This window comes from Candidatus Izimaplasma bacterium HR1 (genome assembly GCA_000755705.1).
Taxonomy (GTDB): Bacteria; Bacillota_I; Bacilli_A; order Izemoplasmatales; family Izemoplasmataceae; genus Xianfuyuplasma.
This window is the reverse complement of record CP009415.1, coordinates 1,356,790-1,381,086: the sequence shown is the minus strand read 5'-3', so window position 1 is coordinate 1,381,086 and position 24,297 is coordinate 1,356,790. Positions and strand designations below refer to the sequence as shown.

Below are 24,297 nucleotides of genomic sequence, written 5' to 3'. Positions count from 1 at the left end.
TGAAAGCCGGTGAATATATGGATTCACGAGATCGAAATTTGTTAGTGGAAATTGCTGTAATGTATTACTTAGAAGGAAAAACACAAACAGAGATTTCTAAAGAGATGTTTATGTCTCGTCCTAAAGTTTCTCGTTTACTTAAAAAAGCGCGTGATTTAAGTATTGTTGACATTAAGATTAATTACGAGAGTGATGACTTTAATCGTGTAATTAAGCAAGTTCAACACCGTTTTGGTGTTGAAAATGTCGTAGTAGTTAAAACATTATCGAATGAACTTGAAACTATTAAAGAAATTGGAAGAGCTGCTGCTAGTGAGGTAAAATATCATTTAACCGATGGTATTAAAGTTGGTATGTCTTGGGGACGTACTGTAAGCTCAATGGTTAGTGCTTTTAAAGAGAAGAATTTAAAGAATATTAAAGTGATTGAATTGTTTGGTGCTGTTGAATACGGGGAAGACTCACAAGAGTTTCTTAGTATTGGTTATGAGTTTAGTAAGAAAATCAATGGAACATTTTACCCACTTCCAGCTCCTTTATATATCGCAGATGAAAAAACAAGAAATATACTGTTAGAAAACCCTATCATCGATAATACATTGAAAATGATTGATGAATGTGATTTAATCATTACATCAATTGGGGTAGTAAATTCGAAACATCCCCAACGTATTTGGGACGCACACGTTGATCAAGTAACTCGAGATAAACTGATTAGTGACGGTGCAGAAGGTTATTTATGTGCTCATTTCTTTGATCAAGATGGTCGTTTTATCGAACATCCTATTAATGATCAAATTATTGGAATAAAGACTGAAAGTATTAGGAAAAACAAGATTATGTTAGTTGCTGGTGGAATGACCAAATGTAAAGCTTTATATGCTGTTTTACGTGGTGGTTACGTCAATACTTTAGTTTCTGATGATTTAACATTAAAGAAAATCTTAGAAGTAGATAAAAAACTAAGAGGAGAATTCTTATGAAAATAAAAGGAATTGCGGCAAGTGATGGTATTGCCATTAATAAAGTTTTTAGACTAGAAGCAGTAATTTTAAATATTACTGATGCCAAAGTTACAAATGTTGAACAAGAATTAAAGAAATTAAATAACGCTATTGCTGTTAGTGTTACTGAATTAAAGGTAATTCGTGATAAAACAGCGATTAAGTTAGATGAAGAACATGCAATGATTTTTGATGCACATATTCAAATAGCTGAAGACCCAGAAATAGCTCGTCAAGTAGAAGATATGATTAACTCTTCGATGGTAAACAGTGCTCATGCCTTTAAAACTGTAAGCGAAATGTTTGCGCAAATGTTTGAAAGTATGGATAATGATTATATGAAAGAGCGTGCAGCAGACGTAAGAGATGTTGCAAGAAGAATTATTGCTCACTTATTAGGTGTTGCTTTAAGTGATCCAACAATGATTAACGAAGAAGTAATTGTAGTTGCTGATGATTTAACACCAAGTGATACAGCACAGCTAGATAGAGAGTTTGTTAAAGGATTTATTACAAATATTGGTGGGAGAACTTCACATAGTGCAATTATGGCACGTAGTTTAGAGATACCGGCAATCGTTGGAACTAAGAATATCTTAGATTCAGTAAAAAATGGTGATTTAGTTATACTAGACGGTCTTGCTGGGGAAGTTATCATAAACCCTAGTGAAGAGGAAGTAGCTAAATATAAAGCTAAAAATGCTGAGTTTTTAGAAAAAGTTGCTGTTTGGAGTAAATTTGTTAATGAAAAATCAGTTACTCTCGATGGTAAGCATGTTGAACTAGCTGCAAACATCGGAAGTCCTGATGATGTTGAAAGTGTTATTAAAAATGGTGGAGAAGGTGTTGGTCTTTATAGAACTGAGTTCTTATATATGAACAATGACGATTTTCCAACAGAAGATGAGCAATATATTGCCTATAAAATGGTTTTAGAATCATTAAAAAATAAAAAAGTCGTAATTAGAACTTTGGATATTGGTGGAGACAAACATTTAGATTACCTACCAATGGATGAAGAATTAAATCCATTCCTAGGACATAGAGCACTTCGTTTATGTCTTGAGAGAATCGATTTATTTAAAACCCAACTACGAGCTTTATTAAGAGCTGGAGTTCATGGTGATTTACACATTATGTTCCCAATGGTGGCTACTTTAAATGAAGTACGAAAAGCTAAAGTCGTATTAAATGAATGTAAAGAGGAATTAAAAACTGAAGGTATAAAATATAGTGATACTGTTAAAGTAGGTATCATGGTAGAAATACCAGCAGTAGCTATTTTAGCCGATCAATTCGCTAAAGAAGTTGATTTCTTCAGTATTGGAACAAATGATTTAATCCAATATTCATTTGCTGCTGACAGAATGAACCAAAAAGTATCATACCTATACCAACCATATAACCCATCATTACTAAGATTAATCAAAATGGTTATTGATGCTTCTCATAAAGAAGGTATTTGGACTGGTATGTGCGGAGAAATGGCGGGCGATCAAATCGCAGCACCTATCTTACTTGGTTTAGGTTTAGATGAGTTTAGTATGAGCGCAACTTCAATCTTACAAACTAGATACTCATTTAGTAAGCTTACTTATAAAGAAATGAAAGAAATGGCAGAAACATGTTTAACTCTTGGTACCCACGAAGAAGTTCAAGCATTTGTAGAAAATAAAATCAAAGGAGAATAGTAATGAGAAGAGAATATAAAATTATTGATGAAGCAGGATTACATGCTCGTCCAGCAAGTTTATTAGTTCAAACAGCTACTAAATTCCCTAATGATATCTTTATTGAATATAAAGAGAGAAAACTTACTTTAAAATCAATTATGGCTGTTATGAGCTTAGGTGTACCGCAAAATAGTACTATCGCAATTGACGTTGAAGGTGACAACGCAGTAGAAGTTTTCGGTGCATTAGAGGGTATTTTAAAAGAACATCGATTAGTATGATGAACTAAAAGTGAAATTGTAAACAATTTCACTTTTTTTTTACTCTTATTGCTTTCATTATTATCTAGAATGCGTTATAATTGTTCACAGTTTTGCAAAATGCTTTTATATTGTAATGACAAGCAATTATTAGTATAATAAACATATAGAAGAATCTAAAAAAGAGGTGATAACATGTTTGAAATGAATGTACTGACTGAAGGAATCTTACCAAGTATCGCTATTCGCGGAATTGCGCCTTTTCCTCATACAGATCTTCGTATTGAAATTGGTCGAAATGTTTCTAAAAAAGCATTATTAGAAGCAGAAAAAAACTATGATTCACATGTTTTATTATTAATTCAAGAAAATCCAATGCATGACATGCCAACTGAGGCTAATGTTCTTAACCACGGTGTTGTAGCAAAAATTGGAATTAAAATAAAATTGCCAAATGGTAACTTTAAAGTGAAATTTGATCCAATCATAAGAGCTGAATTATTACAATTCCAGCAAACAGAACCATTTTTTATTACAAGATTCAAAACAATACCTACAGTTCAAGATAATATCGATCAAGAACTAGCATTAGTACGTATGCTTGCTAAACAAGTAGTAGATAATTCAAAAGTATTATTAAAGAATCCAAAAGCTTCATTAGATGCTATCCAAAAAGGTGTTTCTAGTGATAAATTGTGTGATGTTGTCGCAAATAGTTTAAAAATTAGTGAAAATCTAAAATTTAAATACATTGAAACAGCTTCTTTAAATCAAAGACTTACATATTTACTCGAAGATATTGAAAAAGAGAAATATATGGGCCAAATTGAAAACCAAATCAATATGACTGTGAAGAAAAATATTGATGAAAACCAAAAGGAATATTACTTACGTGAAAAAATGCGTGCTATCCAAGAAGAACTTGGTGATAAAGCAAAAAAAGAAAGTGATATTGAAGAGTTAAAACTAAAAATATTAGACAAAAAAATGCCTAGTAATATAGAAGAGAAAGCACTATATGAGTTATCTCGTTACCAAACTTTACCAGCATCAAGCGGGGAAAGTGGAGTAATTAGAACATATCTTGATTTTCTTGTTGATTTACCATGGCATGAAGAGAGTGTTGATGAAGTAGATATCAAAAAAGCAGAAGATGCACTTGATTCAACTCACTTCGGTCTTGAAAAAGTTAAAGAACGTATCATTGAATACCTAGCAGTTAAGATTTTAACTGGTAAAAACCCACAAACAATATTATGTTTAGTAGGTCCTCCTGGTGTTGGTAAAACATCTTTAGCACAATCTATCGCACAAGCGCTAGGTCGTAACTTCGTTAAGCAAAGTTTAGGTGGAGTTAAAGATGAATCAGAGATTAGAGGGCATAGACGTACTTATTTAGGAGCATTACCTGGTAGAATCATGCAAGGAATGAAAAAAGCAAAAGTTGTTAATCCTGTATTCTTATTAGATGAGATTGATAAACTAGGTTCAGACTACAAAGGAGATCCTAGTGCTGCTTTACTAGAAGTGCTAGATCCAGAACAAAACGCTAAATTCAGTGATCACTACTTAGAAGAGCAATATGACTTAAGTAAAGTTCTATTTATCTCAACAGCAAACTACTTAGGAAACGTTCCAGCTCCACTTAGGGACAGAATGGAAATTATTGAACTTTCAAGTTACACAGAAATTGAAAAACTAAACATCGCTAATGAACATCTAATTCAAAAACAATTAGAAGCACATGGTTTAGATCCAGAAAAATTTATTATTGATGATGAAGCAACTATGGAAATGATCCGTTCATACACCAGAGAAGCTGGTGTAAGACAATTAGATAGATTATTCGGGTCATTGATTAGAAAATCTATTAAAATCATCTTAGGAGACAAAAAAGAGAATGTTATAATCAATAAAGACAATCTTGGTTCATTCCTCGGAAAAGCTCGCTTCAGTAATACAAAAGCAGAAAAAAAAGACCAAGTAGGTTTAGTAACTGGTTTAGCTTACACGCAATTTGGTGGAGATACACTAGCTATTGAAGTAACTTATTATAAAGGTAAAGGACATCTAGTCTTAACTGGTAAATTAGGAGATGTAATGAAAGAGAGTGCACAAGCAGCTCTATCATACGTTAAATCTAATGCCGAAAGATTAGGAATTGATATGAATGTCTTTAAAGAAAATGATATCCATATCCATGTACCAGAAGGTGCAGTACCAAAAGATGGTCCTAGTGCCGGCGTAACTATAACAACTGCAATCGTAAGTGCCCTTACAGGTAAGAAAGTTGATCATTTCTTAGGAATGACAGGTGAAATAACTTTAAGAGGCCGCGTTTTACCAATTGGTGGACTAAAAGAGAAATCAATTGCTGCTCATAGAAGTGGATTAAAAACAATTATGATACCTATGGATAATAAAAAAGACTTAGAAGACATTCCTAAATCAATCAGAGAGTCTTTAGAGATCATTCCCGTAGAAACAGTTGACGAAATTATCACAAGAGCATTAAAATAACTAGCAAGAAATTGCTAGTTTTTTTTTGGAATCAACCCAATGAGTATAAAGGTGTTATTTTTCGAAAAATATCTTAAAATAGCATTCATTTTTCTGAACGACTTTTTAGTTACCACGCGAACTACCACCTGACTAGTGGTTTATAATGAGTTCTAAACAAGTACTTAGTCAAGAAAACTCAATATGTAAAGTATTTGACATATGACCACTGGTCATATATAATTAAATTAGGCTTACCTAAGGGGAGTGATGATATGCCTAAGAAAACATACATAAATCTTGTAAAAGACAAGAAAGACCGAATTTTCAATGCTGGAGTACTTGAATTTAGTTATCACGAGTTTAATGACGCCTCAGTAAACACTATTGTGAGGATGGCAAATATCTCAAAGGGTAGTTTTTATCAATATTTTAAAGATAAAAGCGATTTTTATTGGCATATAGTGATGCATATCATCGTTGGACACGTCGGTGAATATGAAAGTTTACTAAAGAAAAACAAAGGTGATCTTTTTATCACAGAAGAACAGGTTTTTAACAATATGTTAGACTTATTTGACGATCAAAAATATAAAAATCTCATTAAAAATGCATATCGATCAACATATCTCGACATTGTTCAAAAAATTAGTTCTCGAGGTTCTGTTGTGTATATCAATATGTATGACATTTTGATGAGTTTTGGGTTTAAAGGATATAACATTAAGTCAAAAGATGACTTTATAGTCGTTTTTGATATGTTGCGAAACATTACTAATAACACGATAATGACAATGATTATTGATGATTTAAGTAAAGCAGAGACAAAGAAACTTTATATCAGGCAATTACTAGTCTTAGAGAAAGGTATTCTAAAAAGAGGACTATTTTAATAGAAAAAGGTATTTAATATGTCAAACCGTGCAAAAGGAATTATCGCCATATTAGTTGCTTCACTAGGATTTGCTTTTATGAGTATCTTCGTTAAACTAGCTGGAGATTTACCAGTAGCTCAGAAAGTGATTTTTAGGAACATAGTTTCAATGATTGTTGCTTTTATCATGGTTACGATCAATAAAGAAAGCTATTATGGTAAGAAAGAAAACCGTGAATTACTATATATTAGAAGTGCATTCGGGACTATAGGTATGCTGTTATTCTTTTATTCTATCTCGAATTTAGTAGCTGCTGATGCCAATGCTTTAAATAAGTTAAGTTCTTTTTTCCTCATAGGTTTTAGTTTCCTTGTTTTAAGAGAAAGAATCTCTAAACCACAATTAATAGCGATTATTATCGCCTTTATAGGTGCTTTATTGATTATAAAACCTAGTTTAGATTTTGAAATATTACCATATTTTACTAGTATTATGGCTGCAATGTTTGCTGGTGCTGCATATACTATGCTTCGCTTATTAGGTAACAAAGAGAAATATTACACAATTGTACTATTCTTTTCAACATTTAGTTTTATAGTGCTATTACCTTTTGTTGCATATAACTATGTTCCAATGACAAGTATGCAATGGTTGTATCTGTTTCTTACGGGATTAGGTGCTACAATTGGCCAATTTGGAACAACAATCGCATACAAATACGCACCAGCTAAAGAGATATCAATCTTTAACTTTAGTAATGTAGTTTTTGTAACATTACTGGCAATTCCTATCTTAGGAGAATTACCTGATTACCTAAGTTTAATAGGGTATTTCGTTATTTTTGGTGCTTCATTCTATATGTTTAAATATAAAAAACCAGAAGTAGAAGATATTTGATATAATATACTTAAGGTGATATTTTGGATTTATAAAAATATAAATGAAGAAGGTGCAAATAATGTTTGATTTTCGTAGTGATACAGTAACAAAGCCAACTAAGGCAATGAGAGAGGCTATGGCTAATGCAATTGTTGGTGATGATGTTTATGGTGATGATCCAACAATTAATGAATTAGAAAAATTAGGCGCTAAAATGACAGGGATGGAATCTTGTGTTTTTGTTGCTAGTGGCACAATGGGGAATCAACTCGCAATATACGCTCAAACTAGTAGAGGTGATGAGATTATTGTTGGTAGTGGTTCTCATATAAAGAATTACGAAGTAGGTGCTGCCGCTGTGTTAAGCGGAGTAAGTTATCATTTAGTCGATGAGGTTGATGGGATGATGCCTTTAGAACTTATTGAAAAGGGGATTAGAGGAGAGGATATCCATTATCCTGATACCGGTCTAATTTGCCTTGAGAACGCTCATGGTAGTGGGAAAGCACTTTCTTTAGAATATATGGAAAAAGTCTATAAACTCGCAAAAAAATACGATATAAGCATTCATTTAGATGGAGCTAGAATATTTAATGCAGCTACTTCACTAGGAGTTGATGCTAAAGCGATTACTAAATATGTTGATAGTGTGACTTTTTGCTTATCAAAAGGTTTAGCCAGTCCAGTAGGTAGTTTATTATGTGGGAGTAAAGAGTTTATTAAAAAAGCTAGAAAAGGCCGTAAACTAGTTGGTGGAGGAATGCGCCAAGTTGGTGTCCTCGGTGCTTGTGGTTTAATTAGTCTTAATGATATGACAAAAAGATTAGATGAAGATCATAAAAATGCACAATATTTAGCTGCTAAATTATCTCAAATTGACGGTTTTGAAGTAGATTATGATCATTTAGAGATAAATATGGTATTTGTTAAGAGTGTTTATAATTTTGAAGAAATGACTAAATATTTATTAACTAAAAAGCTAATTGTTGGTGGATATAAAGATGAATACTTACGAATTGCTCTTCATAACGATATTTCTAGAGCTACAATAGATCTATTAGTGTTAGAAATCCATAATTACCTTAAGGAGGCTAAATAATGCCTAAGAATGAATCTTTCTTCTTTGAGGGAAAACAAAGACAAGGTGTTTTATTATTACATACTCTAGCTGGTTCACCAGCTCAGTTGTGGGATTTAGGAAAAAAACTAAATAAAAAAGGGTATTTTGTTAGTTGTCCATTATATCCAGGACATGATAAAACATTTAATGAATTAATAAATACCCAAGTTAGTGATTGGTATGAAGCGGTTGTTGAAGCTTATCATGAATTGCGTAAATACACTGATGGCGTCTATGTTGTTGGAATGAGTGTTGGTGGTAGTTTTGCTGTAAAACTGGCTGAAGAACTTGATTTACTAGGTATTTGCACAATCAATGCCCCAATTATTGGTTTTGATGTCGAAAATGATATCTTTAACTATAAGAAGCTAGGAAACAGTGAAGAATCTGTAAAAACGTACCGTAAACACCGTACCTTATATTTTGATTTTATATGTAACCTAGGCCAAATAGAGAATTTGAAAAAAATTACGTGTCCCCACTTTGTTTTACAAGGTAGTTTAGACAATGCTCGTTATAAAACATCATCTCAAATGCTAATGTTTTATACTAATAGTGAGACAAAACAACGTAAAGATTATTCTAAGAGCCCTCATTTATTGCTTTTAGAAGCAGATAAGAAAGAAGCAATGAAGGACATTATTGCCTTTATAGAAGACAATTAAGAGCATAATGCTCTTTTTTTGTTTGTTATTATTATGTGTGGTAAAATATTAGTACCTTAGGAGGTTGATTTTATGGCTATATTAGGAATTATTGGAGTTATTGCAATATTTGGATTATTTAGTATCTCTTTTATTCAATTTAGAGGAGAAAATAAATTTACTAAAGAAAATTGGAAGAACTATTACGAGTTAGATGAATTAGAAGGAGAAGTAGAAGTAACAAAAAAACAAGAAGAAATCTATAATTATATGATTAATTCTCGTAAAGCAACGTTTGAACAGTTGAGATATGCATGTGATTGTAAGAAGTCTGACATTGATGAGATGGTAAAAATGGGAATTCTTAAGTTTAATGAAGCAAAAGATGTAAAACCTAGAATGAACTCTTATGTTAAAGGTATTATCTCTGTTATCATAATCGGACTAATGTTTTATTTTGCTAATTACTATATCCTTATAAGATTTAATTTTAGATATACAGGTATCATAATTTACTTAACAGCATTTATAATTTATGCTTTGATCTATTTTGGTAAATTCAACGGTAAATTGAAGAAGAAACTAAACAATGGAATATTTATTGTTGTTGGTGTTGTTGCATTTACTCTATTATTCTACACAGCGCTCGGTGGAAGAACGTATTTCCATGCCGAAGCTTATAGTAATTTAATTGATATCAACGAAGATGAATTTGGTGTAGACGTTGGGACTGTTGACGTTGATACACTGCCAATTGTTGATAAGCAATATGGTGAAAAACTTGGTTCTTTAAAACTAGGTGAATACCCTGGTATTGGTAGTGAGTTTGAGACTGGTGCTTATAGTGACATTATTTATCAAGGAGAGCAATATTTAGTGTCTCCTTTAGAATATAGAGGTATCTTTAAATGGTTCAATAATAAGGCAACAGGAACACCAGGCTACATTATGATTAACAAGGTAACAGCAGAAACAACGCTTGTTAACATAACAGAAACTGATGGAACAGGGATGAAATACACCCCAAGTGCGTTCTTTGATCAAGATTTAGTAAGATATGCGTATATGAATGGTATGAGTAAATACCGTTACGAAGGGCAATTCTTTGAAATAGATGATAGTGGTAATCCTTATTACATCTTACAGTATAGTTTACCAACAATCTTTATCAATGGTGGTAGAGACGTTGCTAAAACAGCTGTAGTAAATGCTATAACAGGTGATATTAAGATATATGATCCTGATAAAGTCCCTAGTTGGGTTGAAAGTGTTTATCCAAGTAATTTACTATTAACTCAGTTAAACTACTGGGGATCATTACAAGATGGTTGGATTAACTCAATATTTGGCCAAAGAGGAGTATTACAACCTAGTAATGGTAAAAGAACAATCATGAATGATGGTGAATTGTATTACTTCACTGGTTTAACAAGTGCTGGTAGTGATGAATCAACAATCGGGTTTGTATATATGAATACAAGAACTAAAGAAACAAAGCTTTATAAGTTCCCGGGGGCTACTGAACAAGCAGCAATGAATAAAGTATTAACCTTGTTACCACAAAATAACATATCTACTTCATTCCCAATCCCCATTAATGTCAACGACACACCAACATACTTTATTGCGATAAAGGGTGAAGATGGACGTATTTTAAGATATGTCTTTATGAGTGTTAAGGAATTAGAGTTATATGGAATTGAAGAAACAAAAAGTAGAGCTTATACTTTATATCTTCAAAGCTTAGGTAGTGCTAATACGGATGATTTAAATGAAATAACTGGTATGATTACTGAAATAACTAGTTATGTCTTGGATGGAAATACAATATACTGGATTCAACTTGATGACGATGAAAGGTATATGATTAATGTTGCATCCTTTGAAAGTGATGTTATGATGTACTTTATTGGACTTGATATTGGTGATTCAATCACTATGAGTTTTCAGGAAAATACTGTCTTTCAAATAACGATAGAATAAAATAAAAAAGGCTAATTTTAGCCTTTTTGTTTTTGTTTAGATTTTTTACGAGCTTGTTTCTTTCGCTTCTTTTCTTTTTCTAGATTAATAAAGATCTTTTCAATTCCTAAATTCAAGTTGTCTTCGTCACGAAGTAGGATTGTACTTTGTTTAACAATCTTCTCCTCAAATAACACAAGGGATAAGTAAAGCAAGAAGACTATAAAGAAGACGAAGAACCACATTTCAAACATTCCCGTATTACCAAGTGTTATATACCAAAATATACCTCCACCCCATGTAATACCAAGCCAAACATGAATTACTCTTGTAAGTCTCGGGTTTTCTCTGGCTACCCAAAATGCAAAAGGAATAAATCCAAATGAAAGTAATACAGCAAATAATCCAGCAGTTACAAGATGAACCCAAGTCCAAAATGGTAAATCAGGTAGTGATGGTGCTGCAGCGGTAGCGATTAAGAAGATACTTCCTGAAACTATAAAAATTGTTTGTCGCTTATTTCTATATTTCTCAATTTCGAATAAAGCAAGGATTGAGGCTTGAACAATAGTTCCAACAGAAATTGCCCAAACAACAAATAAAACTCGATTACCAATATTAAACCTATTCCCTATTTTACTAAATGTATATTGGAAAGGGTTCTCAATAGAACCATACGAAACAGTAAAAAGAAGCGCACCAAGTAAGAAACTCATTAATACTAATCTTAGTCTACGATCTTTAACTAATTCCTTTTGAATATCTAATATTTGTTTTCTTTCAAGTTCCTCTTTTACCTTATCTCTATCAATCTTTTTCATACTTTTTTTCTCTGCCATAATAATACCCCCTAAAACATTAATATTATAACATAATATAGGTGTTTTTGTGTAGATTTATGGTAAAATAGACCATAGGATGTGATTTGATGATTATTAGAGATGCAAAATTTATAACAAGTGGAACAAAATTAGAACATTACCCAGACGATAACTTACCAGAAGTATTACTCGCAGGGCGTAGTAATGTCGGGAAAAGTACTTTTATTAATAGTGTACTTAACCGTAAGAATATTGCCCATGTATCAGGAAGACCTGGGAAAACACAGACGCTTAATTACTATTTAGTAAATGAAGCATTCTATTTTGTAGATGTTCCTGGTTATGGATATGCCAGAGTTAGTAAAAAAGACCGTGAAACTTTCGGTGTTATGATAGAAGAATACTTAATCAATAGAAAACAACTGAGAATTGTAATTCAATTAGTTGATTTTAGACATAAACCATCAGAAGATGATGTTTTAATGTACCAGTTTTTATCTAGTTATGGGATTCCAACTATCGTTGTAGGAACAAAAGTTGATAAAGTACCAAAAACACAACGTGCTAAGCACGAGAAACTAATTATTGAAACACTTAAACTAGAAGATGGGATGTTCTTACCATATTCTGGTGTCACAAAAATTAATCTTGATCAAATATATGAACTATTAGATCAAATAGTAGGAGAATAGTATGAAGGTATTGTTCATTGGAGGTACTGGAGTAATCAGTACTGAGGTTTCTAAACTAGCAATAAAGAAAAAGATTGATTTGTGGATATTTAATAGAGGTAAGAATAATACTAAATTACCTAAAAAGGCTTATGCAATTAGAGCAGACATCAATAATATTGATGAAATGAAACGAAAATTAGAAGGAACAATGTTTGATGTAGTTGTACAATGGATTTCTTATACAGTAGATGATGTGAAAAGAGATTATGAACTGTTTAAAGGACATACAAAACAGTATATATTTATTTCAAGTGCATCAGCTTATATAAAACCAATCCCTGACTTACCAATTACTGAAGATATGCCACTAGGAAATGATTACTGGGAGTATAGTAAGAATAAGCAACTGTGTGAAGAGTACTTAAATACCGTAAACAGTGAAGATTTCAATGTTACGATTATCCGACCTAGTCATACTTACGATGATAGTAAACTAGTCTTTCAACTTAAAAGTAGAAAACACCCATACACAATCGTTGACAGAATCCTTAATAATGAAAAGATTATTATGCCTGACAAGGGAATGAGTTTATGGACTCTAACATATAGTGGTGATTTTGCTCAAGCTTTCGTTGATTTGTTTGGAAATGAAGCAACTTACGGTGAAACATATCATTTAACAAGTGATAAGGTATATACATGGGAAAGAATCTATGAGATTATTTGTGAAAAACTAGATCGAAAACCGAATGCACTGTATATTCCGACCGATTTTCTACTAAATTATTTTCCAAGTTATAAAGGAGAATTATTAGGTGATAAAAACCATTCATTATTCTTTGATAACTCAAAGATAAAGGCTGTGGCACCTAATTACCGTAGTAAAACGGATTATGGTGACATTGTTAAAAAGGCTATAGAAAGACTCTTAACAGATAACGAACTTCAAACTATTGATAATGACTTCTTAAATAAATACAATCAATGCATTAAAGATTATGAAGCATTACCAGAAGAGGAAAAACTAAAATAAAGGTAGATTTTCTACCTTTTTTTGAAACGTTAAAAAAAATTTATTGATTTCCAAAATAAATTTTGATAGAATAATATTTGAAGAGGTGGTATTTATGAAGATGAACAGTTATCGATACTATCAAGCAGATTACAGAGGAAATGGTAACAAACGTAAAAGAGATACTAATAAAGAAATCTCATTATTTTTTATTGTTTAAATAGAAAACGACCTTTTTAGAGTCGTTTTTTAATAACAATTTGGTTTACAAACAAAATGTTATATGTTAATATATCGGTAAATACAGAGAATTGGAAGAGTAGATTAAATGATTCTTATAGAGAGTTAGCGTTTGGTGGGAGCTAATAGATAATTTAGTTGAAGGTAGCCATGGAGTAGCTATAATGAAATTAATAGTAATTATAGACGTAGATCGCGTTAAGATATTGAGTGCCTAGATTATCTAGGAACATAGGTGGTACCACGGATTTTTAAAGTTCGTCCTTATTTTAGGACGGGCTTTTTTTATTATAAAATTTAGGAGGAAATAAAATGAAAGAATTAGAAAAGAAGTATAATCATTTAGAAGTTGAAAAAGGTAAGTATGATTTTTGGTTAAAAGGTGGCTACTTCAAAAGTGGTGATTTAAGCAAGAAACCATACACAATCGTAATTCCTCCACCAAACGTCACTGGTAAGCTCCATTTAGGACATGCTTGGGATAATACATTACAGGATTTAATTATAAGAAGAAAGAGAATGCAAGGTTATGATGCGTTATATTTACCAGGAATGGATCATGCAGGTATTGCAACTCAAGCTAAAGTAGATGCTAAACTGAAAGAACAAGGAATTTCTAGATATGATTTAGGTCGTGAGAAATTCTTAGAAGTGGCATGGGAGTGGAAACACGAATATGCTGGACATATAAGAGAACAATGGGAAGCATTAGGTATTAGTGTTGATTATGATAAAGAACGTTTTACGTTAGATGATGGTCTTTATCAAGCAGTTACTGAAGTGTTTATCAATCTTTATAAAAAAGGTTTAATTTATAGAGGAGAAAGAATTATTAACTGGGATCCTCAGGCAAATACTGCCTTAAGTAATATAGAAGTTGAACATAAAGAGATAGAAGGAGCATTCTACTACTTTAAATATGTATTAGAAGATGGTAGTGGGTTCTTAGAAATCGCAACTACTCGTCCAGAAACTATGTATGGAGATACAGCATTAATGGTTCATCCTGAAGACGAAAGATTTACCAGTTACATAGGTAAAAGAGCGTATATTCCAGGTACTGACCGTCTTATTCCAATTATCACAGACAGTTATGTAGATATGGACTTTGGTACGGGATGCGTAAAAGTTACTCCTGCGCATGACCCTAACGATTTTGAAGTAGGAAAAAGACATAATTTAGAAATGCCTCTTTGTATGAGTGATGATGGAATTATGAATGAACTTGCTCATAAGTACAATGGTATGGATAGATTCGCTTGCAGAAAAGCTTGTGTTAAAGATTTAACGGAATCAGGATTATGTACAAAAATAGAAAAACTTATCCACAACGTTGGACATAGTGAAAGAACAGGTGTCATTGTTGAACCTCGTCTTTCTAAACAATGGTTCGTAAAAATGGAACCACTAAGCGAACAAGCTACTAAAGATTCAAAAGTTGAATTTACACCAAAAAGATTTGAGAAAACATTCTTAAGATGGATGGATGGAACTTTTGATTGGTGTATTAGTCGCCAATTATGGTGGGGACATAGAATTCCAGCTTGGTACAAAGATGATGAAATTTATGTAGGTAAAGAAGCACCTGAAGGTGAAGGTTGGAAACAAGATGATGATGTACTAGATACTTGGTTTAGTAGTGCTTTATGGCCTTTTAGTACACTTGGTTGGCCAAATGAAACTAAAGATTTTGAACGTTATTACCCTACATCAACAATGGTGACAGGTTACGACATTATCTTCTTCTGGGTAGCTAGAATGATCTTCCAAGGTCTTGAGTTCACCGGAGAATCACCATTTGAAAATTGCTTAATACACGGTTTAATTAGAGATAAGGATGGTCGTAAGATGTCTAAATCCCTTGGTAATGGTGTTGATCCATTAGATATCAAAGAAAAATATGGGATTGATACTCTAAGATATTTCCTTACAACTAATAGTGCTCCTGGTATGGATTTACGTTTTGAAATAGAAAAAGTTGAATCAGCTTGGAACTTTATTAATAAGTTGTGGAATATTTCTAGATTTACATTAATGAACTTAGGAGAATTCACTATCGAAGACGTTGAAATTGATACTGATGAACTTAGTTTAGTAGATAAATGGCTTCTAGGTAAACTATATAACACAATTAAAGATATGGATTATAACTACGAGAAATTTGAATTTGGTGAAGTTGCAAGAGCTATTCACAACTTTAGTTGGGAAGACTTTGCAGCATGGTATGTAGAAATTGCTAAAATCGCCTTAAACAGTGATGATGAAAAAACTATTAAACGTACTAAATCAATTCTTTCATATGTATTGTTAGATATTATGAAGCTATTACATCCATTTATGCCATTTGTTACTGAAGAAATTTACCAACAAATACCTCATGTTGAAGAATCAATCATGATCGCTAAATGGCCTGAATTAGTTGAAGAGTTTGAAAACGATCAAGCTATCAAGGATTTTGAAATCATTCAAGAAATGATTAAGGCAATGCGTAACTTAAGAGCTGAATACAATGTAGCTCCTAGCAAACAAGTTAAGATCTTTGTAAAACCAGCAACAGCTAAAATAAAAAGCTTATTGTTAGAAAATACTGCAATCTTAGAAAAATTCTTAAATCCAGAAGACTTAGAATATATAACTGAGTACAAATCTGATGAGGAAGTCGTTTCTATTGTCCTAAATGATGTTGAAATGTACTTACCACTTGGTAGTTTAGTTGATATCTCTCAAGAAATTGAAAGATTGGAAAAAGAACTTAAAAAACTTAATGGAGAAATTAAACGTGGTGAGGGAATGCTTAGTAATCCTAACTTCATAAATAAAGCTCCTGAGCAAAAAGTGAATATCGAAAAAGCTAAACTTGAAAACTATAAAGAACAATACGGAGTAATCAAACTTCGTCTTGAAGCACTTGAAAAATAATGTTTAAAGATATTAAAGATGCAGTTAACTGGATTGAATCAGTAAAGAAGTTTGGAGACAAACTAGATTTATCAAGAATGGAATTAGCAACAACAATACTAGGACACCCTGAAAAGGAACTTAATGTTATACATATAGCTGGAACTAATGGAAAAGGTTCAACAGTATCTTACTTAAAACATATCTTATTAGAACAAGGATATAATGTAGGGACATTTACTAGTCCCTACATTGTTCACTTCAATGAACGAATAACTTGTAACTACAGTGATATAACTAATGATGAATTACTATACTATGTTAATAAAGTATATAGTTTGCATAACGAAGTATTAGATAAATTCAATGAAGTTATTACATTCTTTGAATTAATAACTTTAATTTCATTCTTATATTTTAGAGATAAAGAACTAGATTATATTTTATATGAAGTTGGTCTTGGTGGTAAACTAGATGCAACCAATATTGTATCGCCGATCATGACTGCGATAACTTCTATAAGTTATGATCATATGGGAGTCTTAGGAAACAGTCTTGAAGAGATTGCTTTAAATAAATTAGGAATTGTTAAAGACAATGTTCCATTAATCACAGCAATAAATCAAGAAGAGTTGTTTCCCCTATTTGAAGCATACACAAAAAAACGCAATAGTGAATTAACATTCATTAATTCCCAAGATATAACTAATGTCGAATATGGGAATATAACAAAGTTCGTATATAAAACTAAACCATATACAATTTCAATGCTCGGAAATCATCAAGTTTATAATGCATCTCTAGCAATAGAAATAATTAATCAAATGCAAGCAAAAAACTTGGTAACGATAGATGAGTCTAGTATAGTCTCTGGTTTATATAAAACATTTTGGCCAGGACGCATGGAAGTCTTTGGGAATATCATCATTGATGGTGCTCATAATGTTGGTGGAGTTAATGCTTTAAGAAATTCAATGGATTCTCTATTCAAAGATAAGTACATTAAAGTGCTATTTACCTCAATGGCAGATAAAGAATACTCTAATAATATAAAGATAATTGAAAAGTTTGCTGACGAACTACATTTTACTGAATTTGATTATCCTCGATGTGAGACTGCGGAAAATCTATATAGTGTCAGCAAATTTAAAAACAAATATATTCATAAAGATGCTATTAAAGCATTAGATGAATTAAGGAACTTAAAAGATAATGAAATACTTTTAATTACTGGTTCTTTGTATTTTATAAGTTATATAAGAAAAGAGATATGATTTAATATCTCTTTTTATTTTTAGTAATTATCCTTATTTATAAGTACTATTTTTTTGAAAGGATGATTAGATGTTTATGATTAAAGAAATGCCTTTAGAAGAAAGACCTCGTGAGAGGTTTTTAAAATATAAGACTGAATCAATTCAATCTTATGAGCTAATCGCTATTATCTTAAGAACTGGTTCTAGACAAGAAAGTGTTTTGGAATTATCTAAACGAGTATTATATCAATATTCCAACTTAAAAGAATTAAGTAATGCAGAGATTGAAGACTTACTAAAAATAAAAGGAATTGGTAAAACAAAGGCAATAGAATTGAAAGCTGCTTTTGAACTAGGTAGAAGAGCAAGCAATGAGTTCTTTACCAATAGTATTAAGTTGTCATCACCAGAAAGTATCTATAATTTTCTTAAAGACCAATTAGAAATGAAAACCCAAGAACACTTTATTGCATTGTACTTAAATACAAAAGCAGAGTTAATCAAGAAGGAAACATTGTTTGTAGGAAGTCTAAACTCAAGTTTAGTTCATCCTAGAGAAATATTCAGACATGCAGTATTAAGTAGTGCTGCTTCAATTATTATTGTTCACAACCATCCAAGTGGTGATCCAACCCCGAGTAAGAATGATATTGATGTTACTAAGATAATTCATCAAAACAGTCTGATGATGGATATTCAACTTGTTGATCATGTAATAATTGGGAGGAATAGATATTTCTCTTTTAAAGAAAAAAGTATAATATAAAAAAAGAGCCTGCTGGCTCTTTTTAGTATCTCTCTTGTTTTCCTCGTTGCTTTTTCTTGTAACCTTGTTGGTAAATATCATCATGATAATTACTTCCAAAATTTATAAAAGTTGTAAACATAATTAATATACCAATAACTCCAGTAATCACAGGAATAAAGTCATATTGACTATACAAGTGGTTAATTACTACTGGCAAATTACTAGAAATGATTATGTCTTCTTCAGTATTATAAGGCTCGTATGCATAATGATCCTCACTAAACTCAACTTTTGCAACGACATTATATCCTTTATATGTAGGATAATAGAACTCGGTGTAATTATGAACCACTATTCTATTTTCCGGGTCTGATAAAGGGGTAAAACTCATATAAGGACTGAAATTATAGTTTTTTAAAAAAGAAATCAGACCATCATCGTCAACAATAAGATCATATGGCTCGTTTTTAAAATAAATATAAAGTTCATCACCATCTGAAAATTGGACGTTAGTAGTGTTATAATCAGTTGCTTTATAATAATCTTGAAGTGTTACTTCTGGGTAAGGTTCTTGTAAGAGTAAGTAGGAAACAATAGAAATAATAATTATTCCTACAGCTAAACTCTGAAACCCTAGTTTCTTTTTCATATAGAGTTATTTCTTCAAGTGTTTCTTTTGATATTTAGAAATTGGAATTTGCTGGACTTTTCTAAATTGTTTGAATGTTAATAATGATAATAACACTGTTGTAATAGCTGTTAAACTAAATACTCCAATACGTGCTACATAATCAACAGATAATAATGCTAATCCACCAAAATCATCGCTATCAGCAATTGGATTAGTTGTAAATGTATATGTGTCCTCAACAAAATCAACTCTAGCGAAAGCTAAGTAATCTTTTGTCTTTACTTGTTTGTCATATGCCAGTGCAGTTAAAGTTTCTCCATCAGTATTAATTGAACCTCTAACTACTAATGTTGTTTCATATAACTCTGTTTCTAAATCTTCATCATCAACAACGGTTAGACTACTAGCGACACCGAATGTTTCCATAATCATGTGGTATCTAGTATTATCAGTATCTAATAAAACATAGTATCCACCAGGATCTGTTATTGTAATTTCTGTTTCTCCTGTTTTTGAAATAATAATCAATTCATTTTTAGATAAATTTATTCCAAATAAAATAGTTAGGATAAGTACAACAATAGATAATACTGTAAAAATAATTGGTAATCTTAATGGATTTCTTTTTTTATAGCTCATTCCCATCACCTCAAGTAATATTATAACATAATTATAGAAGCAAGAATCATTAAGTTAAAAGTTCTTATAGGGCTATTTATAAAGAAAAAGATGAAAATGACTTGCATTAATTATCCAGTAATGTATAATATCTTTGGCTATCAATATATCTTGCCGGTTTTGTATTGACAAAATTGGTACTAAATGGTATTATTTTTACGCTGATTAAAGGCATACCGCACAGAGAAGGTTATAAAGCATTTGCTACCTTAATGGCGCGTCTTAGCAAAAATAAAAATGAGGAGGTGCTTTATATGTACGCAGTAATTGAAACAGGTGGAAAACAAGTAAAGGTATCAGAAGGTAGTGTAATTTACGTTGAGAAATTAGACGTTGAAGCTGGAAGTACTTATACTTTTGACAAAGTTTTAATGGTTGGTGGCGAAGAATTAGTCGTTGGTAATCCTTACGTTGATGGTATAACTGTAGATGCTACAGTTGAAAAACAAGGAAAACAAAGAAAAATCATCGTATTCAAAATGAAACCAAAGAAAAAATATCGTCGTAAACAAGGACATAGACAACCATATACTAAATTAACAATAACTAAAATAAATAGATAGAAAGTGATTATGGAGGTGACAGAGATGTTATTAGAAATTAATATTCTAAAATGTATGGCTTCTAAAAAAGGTGTTGGATCGACTAGAAATGGTCGTGATAGTGAATCAAAACGCCTAGGAGCAAAATTATCTGACGGTCAATTCTGTACAGGTGGTTCTATCATTTATCGTCAAAGAGGAACTAAAGTTCATCCGGGTACTAATGTTGGAATTGGTGGAGATGATACATTATTTGCAAAAATCGATGGTATCGTTAAATTCGAACGTGTTGGTAAAAATAGAAAACAAGCTTCAGTTTACCCAGAATAATAAACATACGAGATAATGGCAAATCACACGGTGGTTTGCCATTTTAATTCTTAAAATGTATAATGAGAATATATAATAAGGTGGTGATTTAATGATTTCTTTAGCGTTATTAAAAGACTTAGAAGAAATTGATGAATTAGCTGTTAAAGTTATTAATCATATGGCTTTAGCAAAAATTCCGCAATGGACATTAAACTATCCAAGAAAAGCTCATTACTTTAAAGACGTTATTAATAATTGTCTTTATATATATAAGGAAGATAATGTAATTTTAGGGGCAATGACTATCCTCCCCGAAAATGATCCTCCTTATAAAACAATTGATGGATGGTTAAAAGATAAAAGTTTAGTTATTCACAGATTGATTGTTGATCCTGATAATTCAAAAAAGGGTGTTGCCCAAGAATTATTTAACTATGGATACATCTTAGGGATTAATGAAGATTATCAATCGATAAAAATAGATACTCATTTAGATAATTATAAAATGAGAAATTTTTTAAAGAAAAACAATTTCCAGGAAATTGGATACTTAGCTTGTATAAATAGACAAGCTTACGAAAAGGTGTTGGAGGAGTAATTATGAAAAAGTTACTTGTTGTTTGGAAAAGTGAGAATGAAATTGATATCTCAAAATTTATTGTACCATTTACGTACAATTCAAAAGCACAGAATTGGTTTAGTGGTGTTGAAGTATTAATCTGGGGAGGTTCTCAGGTAGTTATTACCGAAACTCCTAAATACCAAGAATATGTTAAAACATTTATTCATAATGAAATACCTGTTTATGCATGTAAAATGTGTGCTGATGATACTGGAAGTACAGAAATGCTCGAAAGTCTTGGCGTAAATGTAATGTATACAGGTGTTTATCTTGCTGAAAAATTAAATAGTTCTGATTGGGAAGTATTAACAATCTAATGAACCGCATTATTATTCTAGGACCAAGCGGAACGGGAAAAACTACATTATGTAGGAATCTTGGGAAAAAACTAGGTCTTGAAATACTACATCTTGATTCAGTTTACTGGCAAAAAGACTGGCAAAATTTAGATAAGCAAACTTTTGATTTACGGATTCGTAAGTTTTTAACAAAGCACCGTAAATTTATAATTGATGGAAACTATAGTAATAATAACCATTTTAAATATCGTCTTGAAATTGCTGATACTATCATCTTCTTAGATTTTGGTACAGAAAAAGCACTTGAAGGAATTCATCAGCGTGCTAATGAATTTAAACATCAAGTTAGAAGCGATATGGCGGATGGTTGCATTGAAGGAATAGATCAAGTGTTTTTAAAGTATGTAGCAAGCTATTACAAATTTCGTGCTAAGTACTTAAAAGCAGTAATTAAACAATATGAGAACAAGAAAAAAGTAATTGTATTTAAAACTAGAGAAGAGTTATATGTTTGGTATAATTCCTTATAGGAGGAATTCTTAATGTTTGTAGATTTAGTAAAAATTAAAGTTTCATCAGGTAAAGGTGGCGACGGTACAGTCGCTTTTCGTAGGGAAAAATTTGTTCCTATGGGTGGACCATCTGGTGGAGATGGTGGTAAAGGTGGTAATATCATCTTTGTCGGTAGAGAAGGTTTATCTACTTTAATTGATTTAAAGTATAATAAAATTTTACGCGCTGAAGAGGGCGAAAATGGAAAACCTAAAAAAATGAATGGTGCTTCAGGTAATGACTTAATTGTTCAAGTTCCTGTAGGAACTACAATTTATGATGAAGACACTGATAAAGTTATTGGTGATATCACTGAAAACGAACAACAAGTTATGATTTGTCGTGGTGGTCGCGGAGGACGTGGTAATGTTAAATTTACTACTTCAAGAAATACCGCTCCTGAAATTGCTGAAAAAGGTGAACCAGGATTTACAAGATTGATTCGTTGTGAATTAAAAGTTTTAGCTGATGTTGGATTAGTAGGATTACCTAGTGTTGGAAAAAGTACGATGTTAAGTATTGTTTCAAACAGTCGTCCAAAAATTGCTAGTTATCACTTCACAACTCTTAAACCTAATTTAGGTGTAGTTAGAGTTGAAGAATCAAGAAGTTTTGTTATGGCAGATTTGCCTGGTCTTATTGAAGGTGCTAGTTTGGGACAAGGTCTTGGACTACAATTCTTAAGACACATTGAAAGAACTAGAGTTATCTTACATGTTATTGACATGAGTGGTTCTGAAGGAAGAGATCCTTTTACTGATTATAAAGTAATCAATAATGAATTAGCTTCTTATAAATATGATCTATTAAAAAGACCACAGATCATTGTTGCTAACAAAATGGATATTCCCGGAGCAGAAGATAATTTAGAAATGTTTAAATTGGAATTAGATGATGAAGAGATTCAAATCATTCCGATTAGTGCAATAACTAGTTCAGGTGTTCAGGAATTACTGTATAAAACAATGGACTTATTAGAAAACACTAAACGCTTTGATTTATATGATGACGAGGATTACGATCAAGTTGTTGAATATACATTTGAGGCAAATGAAGAATTATTTGAAATCCACAAAGGTGATGACGGTATATTTGATGTAACTGGTATTCCCCTTAGAAAAATGTTTGATATGACAGATTTTTCCAAAGACCAATCAGTTAAAAGATTTAGTAGAATCTTAAGAAGTTTAGGAATTGATGCTAAATTGAGAGACCTAGGTGTTAAAAACGGAGACACTGTTAGAGTATTTGATTTTGCATTTGAATTTCTAGATTAAAGGTGCTTTTAGCACCTTTTTTTATTTGTAATCTTATAAACAAGCGATTTATGGTAAGATTAGAGTAAGAAAGTTAATTATAGGGGGAACAACATATGGATTTTTATGATCTTGTCAACAGTAGTTTACTATATATATTAGTATCTATTGTTATTGCTTTTGTATTCTTTCTTGCTTTTTATTTTGCAAAAAAAGCATGGAATCGAGCACTTGAGTTAGGTTATTCAAAAAAGGATTTATGGAAAGTTATTAAATCAACAATTACAGCTACTATCGTGCCAAGTATTGCAATAGTTATTGGCTTATTCACATTAGTAGCATCACTTGGTGTACCATTTCCATGGTTAAGATTAAGTGTTATTGGTAGTGTTGCGTATGAACTTGTTGCAAGTGAAACAGCAACTAACGCATTACTAGGTGAGAGTGCAAATCTTGCTGAAGCAAATGTTCAAGACTTAGTAACAGTAATGTTTGTAATGACAGCTGCAATTACTTCTGGGTTATTTACCTTGTTATTCTTTGGTAAGAAAATACAAAGTAAAGTTGATCAATTAGGAAGCAATAAAACATCGTTTGGTTTTGTTGCAATTGAATGTTTAATGGTCGCATTAGCAGCAACATTCTTACCAGCATTTTTAATGAAAGATTGGACATCGTTCCTAACATTTTTTACTAGTTTAGTTATTACAGTTTCCTTTGGAGTTCTCTCAATGAAAGTTAAGAGATTATCTTGGGTAAAAGACTTTGTATTAGCCTTAGCATTACTTGGAGGAATGGCTTCAAGTATCCTATGGTTAAGTTGGTTAGGGTAGGTGAATG

Annotated in this window: 24 protein-coding genes and 1 other annotated feature; of the genes, 21 read left to right on the top strand and 3 right to left on the bottom strand. The window is 31.6% G+C overall.

Going from position 1 to position 24,297, the window contains the following annotated elements; translation table 11 throughout:
• The first annotated feature begins 17 nt into the window (after nt 1–17).
• The 9 genes from KQ51_RS06660 (at nt 18) to KQ51_RS06620 (ending at nt 10,937) form a co-directional block, all read left to right on the top strand.
• Nucleotides 18–983, top strand: coding sequence for a sugar-binding transcriptional regulator (locus KQ51_RS06660; protein ID WP_038470498.1), 966 nt, complete (start codon nt 18–20; stop codon nt 981–983).
• The gene (gene ptsP, locus KQ51_RS06655) at nt 974–2,695 is read left to right on the top strand and encodes a phosphoenolpyruvate--protein phosphotransferase (RefSeq protein ID WP_096334946.1); all 1,722 of its coding nucleotides are present in this window, start codon (nt 974–976) and stop codon (nt 2,693–2,695) included. Before KQ51_RS06660 ends, ptsP begins: the two co-directional genes overlap by 10 nt.
• 2 nt (nt 2,696–2,697) lie before the next feature.
• Nucleotides 2,698–2,958: an HPr family phosphocarrier protein gene (locus KQ51_RS06650; protein ID WP_038470492.1), complete on the top strand. Its 261-nt coding sequence runs from the start codon at nt 2,698–2,700 to the stop codon at nt 2,956–2,958.
• Between the two features lie 174 nt (nt 2,959–3,132).
• Nucleotides 3,133–5,457 carry an endopeptidase La gene (gene lon / locus KQ51_RS06645; protein ID WP_038470489.1) on the top strand — a complete coding sequence of 775 codons (2,325 nt, stop codon included), beginning with the start codon at nt 3,133–3,135 and terminating at the stop codon, nt 5,455–5,457.
• 254 nt (nt 5,458–5,711) lie between these two features.
• Nucleotides 5,712–6,329 carry a TetR family transcriptional regulator gene (locus KQ51_RS09475; protein ID WP_052609313.1) on the top strand — a complete coding sequence of 206 codons (618 nt, stop codon included), beginning with the start codon at nt 5,712–5,714 and terminating at the stop codon, nt 6,327–6,329.
• Between the two features lie 18 nt (nt 6,330–6,347).
• Nucleotides 6,348–7,208, top strand: coding sequence for a DMT family transporter (locus tag KQ51_RS06635; protein ID WP_038470485.1), 861 nt, complete (start codon nt 6,348–6,350; stop codon nt 7,206–7,208).
• Between the two features lie 61 nt (nt 7,209–7,269).
• Nucleotides 7,270–8,289 carry a low-specificity L-threonine aldolase gene (ltaE, locus tag KQ51_RS06630; RefSeq protein WP_038470482.1) on the top strand — a complete coding sequence of 340 codons (1,020 nt, stop codon included), beginning with the start codon at nt 7,270–7,272 and terminating at the stop codon, nt 8,287–8,289.
• Nucleotides 8,289–8,975 (top strand): alpha/beta hydrolase, encoded by a 687-nt coding sequence (locus tag KQ51_RS06625; RefSeq protein ID WP_038470479.1) that lies wholly within the window; start codon nt 8,289–8,291, stop codon nt 8,973–8,975. Before ltaE ends, KQ51_RS06625 begins: the two co-directional genes overlap by 1 nt.
• Nucleotides 8,976–9,047: 72 nt before the next feature.
• On the top strand, nt 9,048–10,937 hold the full coding sequence (locus KQ51_RS06620) for a hypothetical protein (protein WP_038470476.1): 1,890 nt from the start codon (nt 9,048–9,050) through the stop codon (nt 10,935–10,937).
• Between the two features lie 17 nt (nt 10,938–10,954).
• Here KQ51_RS06620 and KQ51_RS06615 read toward each other — a convergent pair whose 3' ends face one another.
• Nucleotides 10,955–11,755 (bottom strand): hypothetical protein, encoded by an 801-nt coding sequence (locus KQ51_RS06615; RefSeq protein WP_038470473.1) that lies wholly within the window; start codon nt 11,753–11,755, stop codon nt 10,955–10,957.
• 89 nt (nt 11,756–11,844) lie between these two features.
• On the opposite strand from KQ51_RS06615, the gene yihA reads away from it, so the two are divergent.
• From yihA to radC, 5 genes are all read left to right on the top strand, one after another.
• Complete coding sequence (gene yihA, locus KQ51_RS06610) at nt 11,845–12,429, top strand: ribosome biogenesis GTP-binding protein YihA/YsxC (RefSeq protein ID WP_038470470.1); 585 nt, start codon at nt 11,845–11,847, stop codon at nt 12,427–12,429.
• Nucleotide 12,430: 1 nt separating this feature from the next.
• The gene (locus KQ51_RS06605; RefSeq protein ID WP_038470468.1) at nt 12,431–13,444 is read left to right on the top strand and encodes an NAD-dependent epimerase/dehydratase family protein; all 1,014 of its coding nucleotides are present in this window, start codon (nt 12,431–12,433) and stop codon (nt 13,442–13,444) included.
• 276 nt (nt 13,445–13,720) lie between these two features.
• Nucleotides 13,721–13,932 (top strand) — a binding site (T-box leader).
• A gap of 43 nt (nt 13,933–13,975) precedes the next feature.
• Nucleotides 13,976–16,582: a valine--tRNA ligase gene (locus tag KQ51_RS06600; protein ID WP_038470465.1), complete on the top strand. Its 2,607-nt coding sequence runs from the start codon at nt 13,976–13,978 to the stop codon at nt 16,580–16,582.
• Complete coding sequence (locus tag KQ51_RS06595; RefSeq protein WP_038470462.1) at nt 16,582–17,835, top strand: bifunctional folylpolyglutamate synthase/dihydrofolate synthase; 1,254 nt, start codon at nt 16,582–16,584, stop codon at nt 17,833–17,835. The genes KQ51_RS06600 and KQ51_RS06595 overlap by 1 nt, the downstream gene beginning before the upstream one ends.
• Before the next feature lie 70 nt (nt 17,836–17,905).
• Entirely contained in the window at nt 17,906–18,583 is a 678-nt protein-coding gene (gene radC / locus KQ51_RS06590) for a RadC family protein (protein ID WP_232958004.1), read from the top strand.
• A 22-nt stretch (nt 18,584–18,605) separates the two neighbouring features.
• On the opposite strand, the gene KQ51_RS06585 is transcribed toward radC, so the two are convergent.
• Together KQ51_RS06585 and KQ51_RS06580 are read right to left on the bottom strand one after the other, a co-directional pair.
• Nucleotides 18,606–19,214: a hypothetical protein gene (locus tag KQ51_RS06585; RefSeq protein ID WP_038470459.1), complete on the bottom strand. Its 609-nt coding sequence runs from the start codon at nt 19,212–19,214 to the stop codon at nt 18,606–18,608.
• A gap of 6 nt (nt 19,215–19,220) precedes the next feature.
• The gene (locus tag KQ51_RS06580; protein WP_038470456.1) at nt 19,221–19,835 is read right to left on the bottom strand and encodes a hypothetical protein; all 615 of its coding nucleotides are present in this window, start codon (nt 19,833–19,835) and stop codon (nt 19,221–19,223) included.
• A 293-nt stretch (nt 19,836–20,128) separates the two neighbouring features.
• On the opposite strand from KQ51_RS06580, the gene rplU reads away from it, so the two are divergent.
• From rplU to KQ51_RS06545, 7 genes are all read left to right on the top strand, one after another.
• The gene (rplU, locus tag KQ51_RS06575; protein WP_038470452.1) at nt 20,129–20,437 is read left to right on the top strand and encodes a 50S ribosomal protein L21; all 309 of its coding nucleotides are present in this window, start codon (nt 20,129–20,131) and stop codon (nt 20,435–20,437) included.
• 24 nt (nt 20,438–20,461) lie between these two features.
• The gene (rpmA, locus tag KQ51_RS06570) at nt 20,462–20,746 is read left to right on the top strand and encodes a 50S ribosomal protein L27 (RefSeq protein WP_038470449.1); all 285 of its coding nucleotides are present in this window, start codon (nt 20,462–20,464) and stop codon (nt 20,744–20,746) included.
• 91 nt (nt 20,747–20,837) lie between these two features.
• Nucleotides 20,838–21,326, top strand: coding sequence for a GNAT family N-acetyltransferase (locus KQ51_RS09470; RefSeq protein ID WP_052609308.1), 489 nt, complete (start codon nt 20,838–20,840; stop codon nt 21,324–21,326).
• Between the two features lie 2 nt (nt 21,327–21,328).
• The gene (locus tag KQ51_RS06560; protein ID WP_038470446.1) at nt 21,329–21,667 is read left to right on the top strand and encodes a hypothetical protein; all 339 of its coding nucleotides are present in this window, start codon (nt 21,329–21,331) and stop codon (nt 21,665–21,667) included.
• A complete protein-coding gene (locus KQ51_RS06555; RefSeq protein ID WP_038471889.1) occupies nt 21,667–22,179 on the top strand; it encodes an AAA family ATPase in 513 nt (170 codons plus the stop codon). Before KQ51_RS06560 ends, KQ51_RS06555 begins: the two co-directional genes overlap by 1 nt.
• A 12-nt stretch (nt 22,180–22,191) precedes the next feature.
• The gene (obgE, locus tag KQ51_RS06550) at nt 22,192–23,478 is read left to right on the top strand and encodes a GTPase ObgE (protein WP_038470444.1); all 1,287 of its coding nucleotides are present in this window, start codon (nt 22,192–22,194) and stop codon (nt 23,476–23,478) included.
• Nucleotides 23,479–23,573: 95 nt separating this feature from the next.
• On the top strand, nt 23,574–24,290 hold the full coding sequence (locus KQ51_RS06545) for a DUF5058 family protein (RefSeq protein ID WP_038470441.1): 717 nt from the start codon (nt 23,574–23,576) through the stop codon (nt 24,288–24,290).
• Nucleotides 24,291–24,297 lie beyond the last annotated feature (7 nt).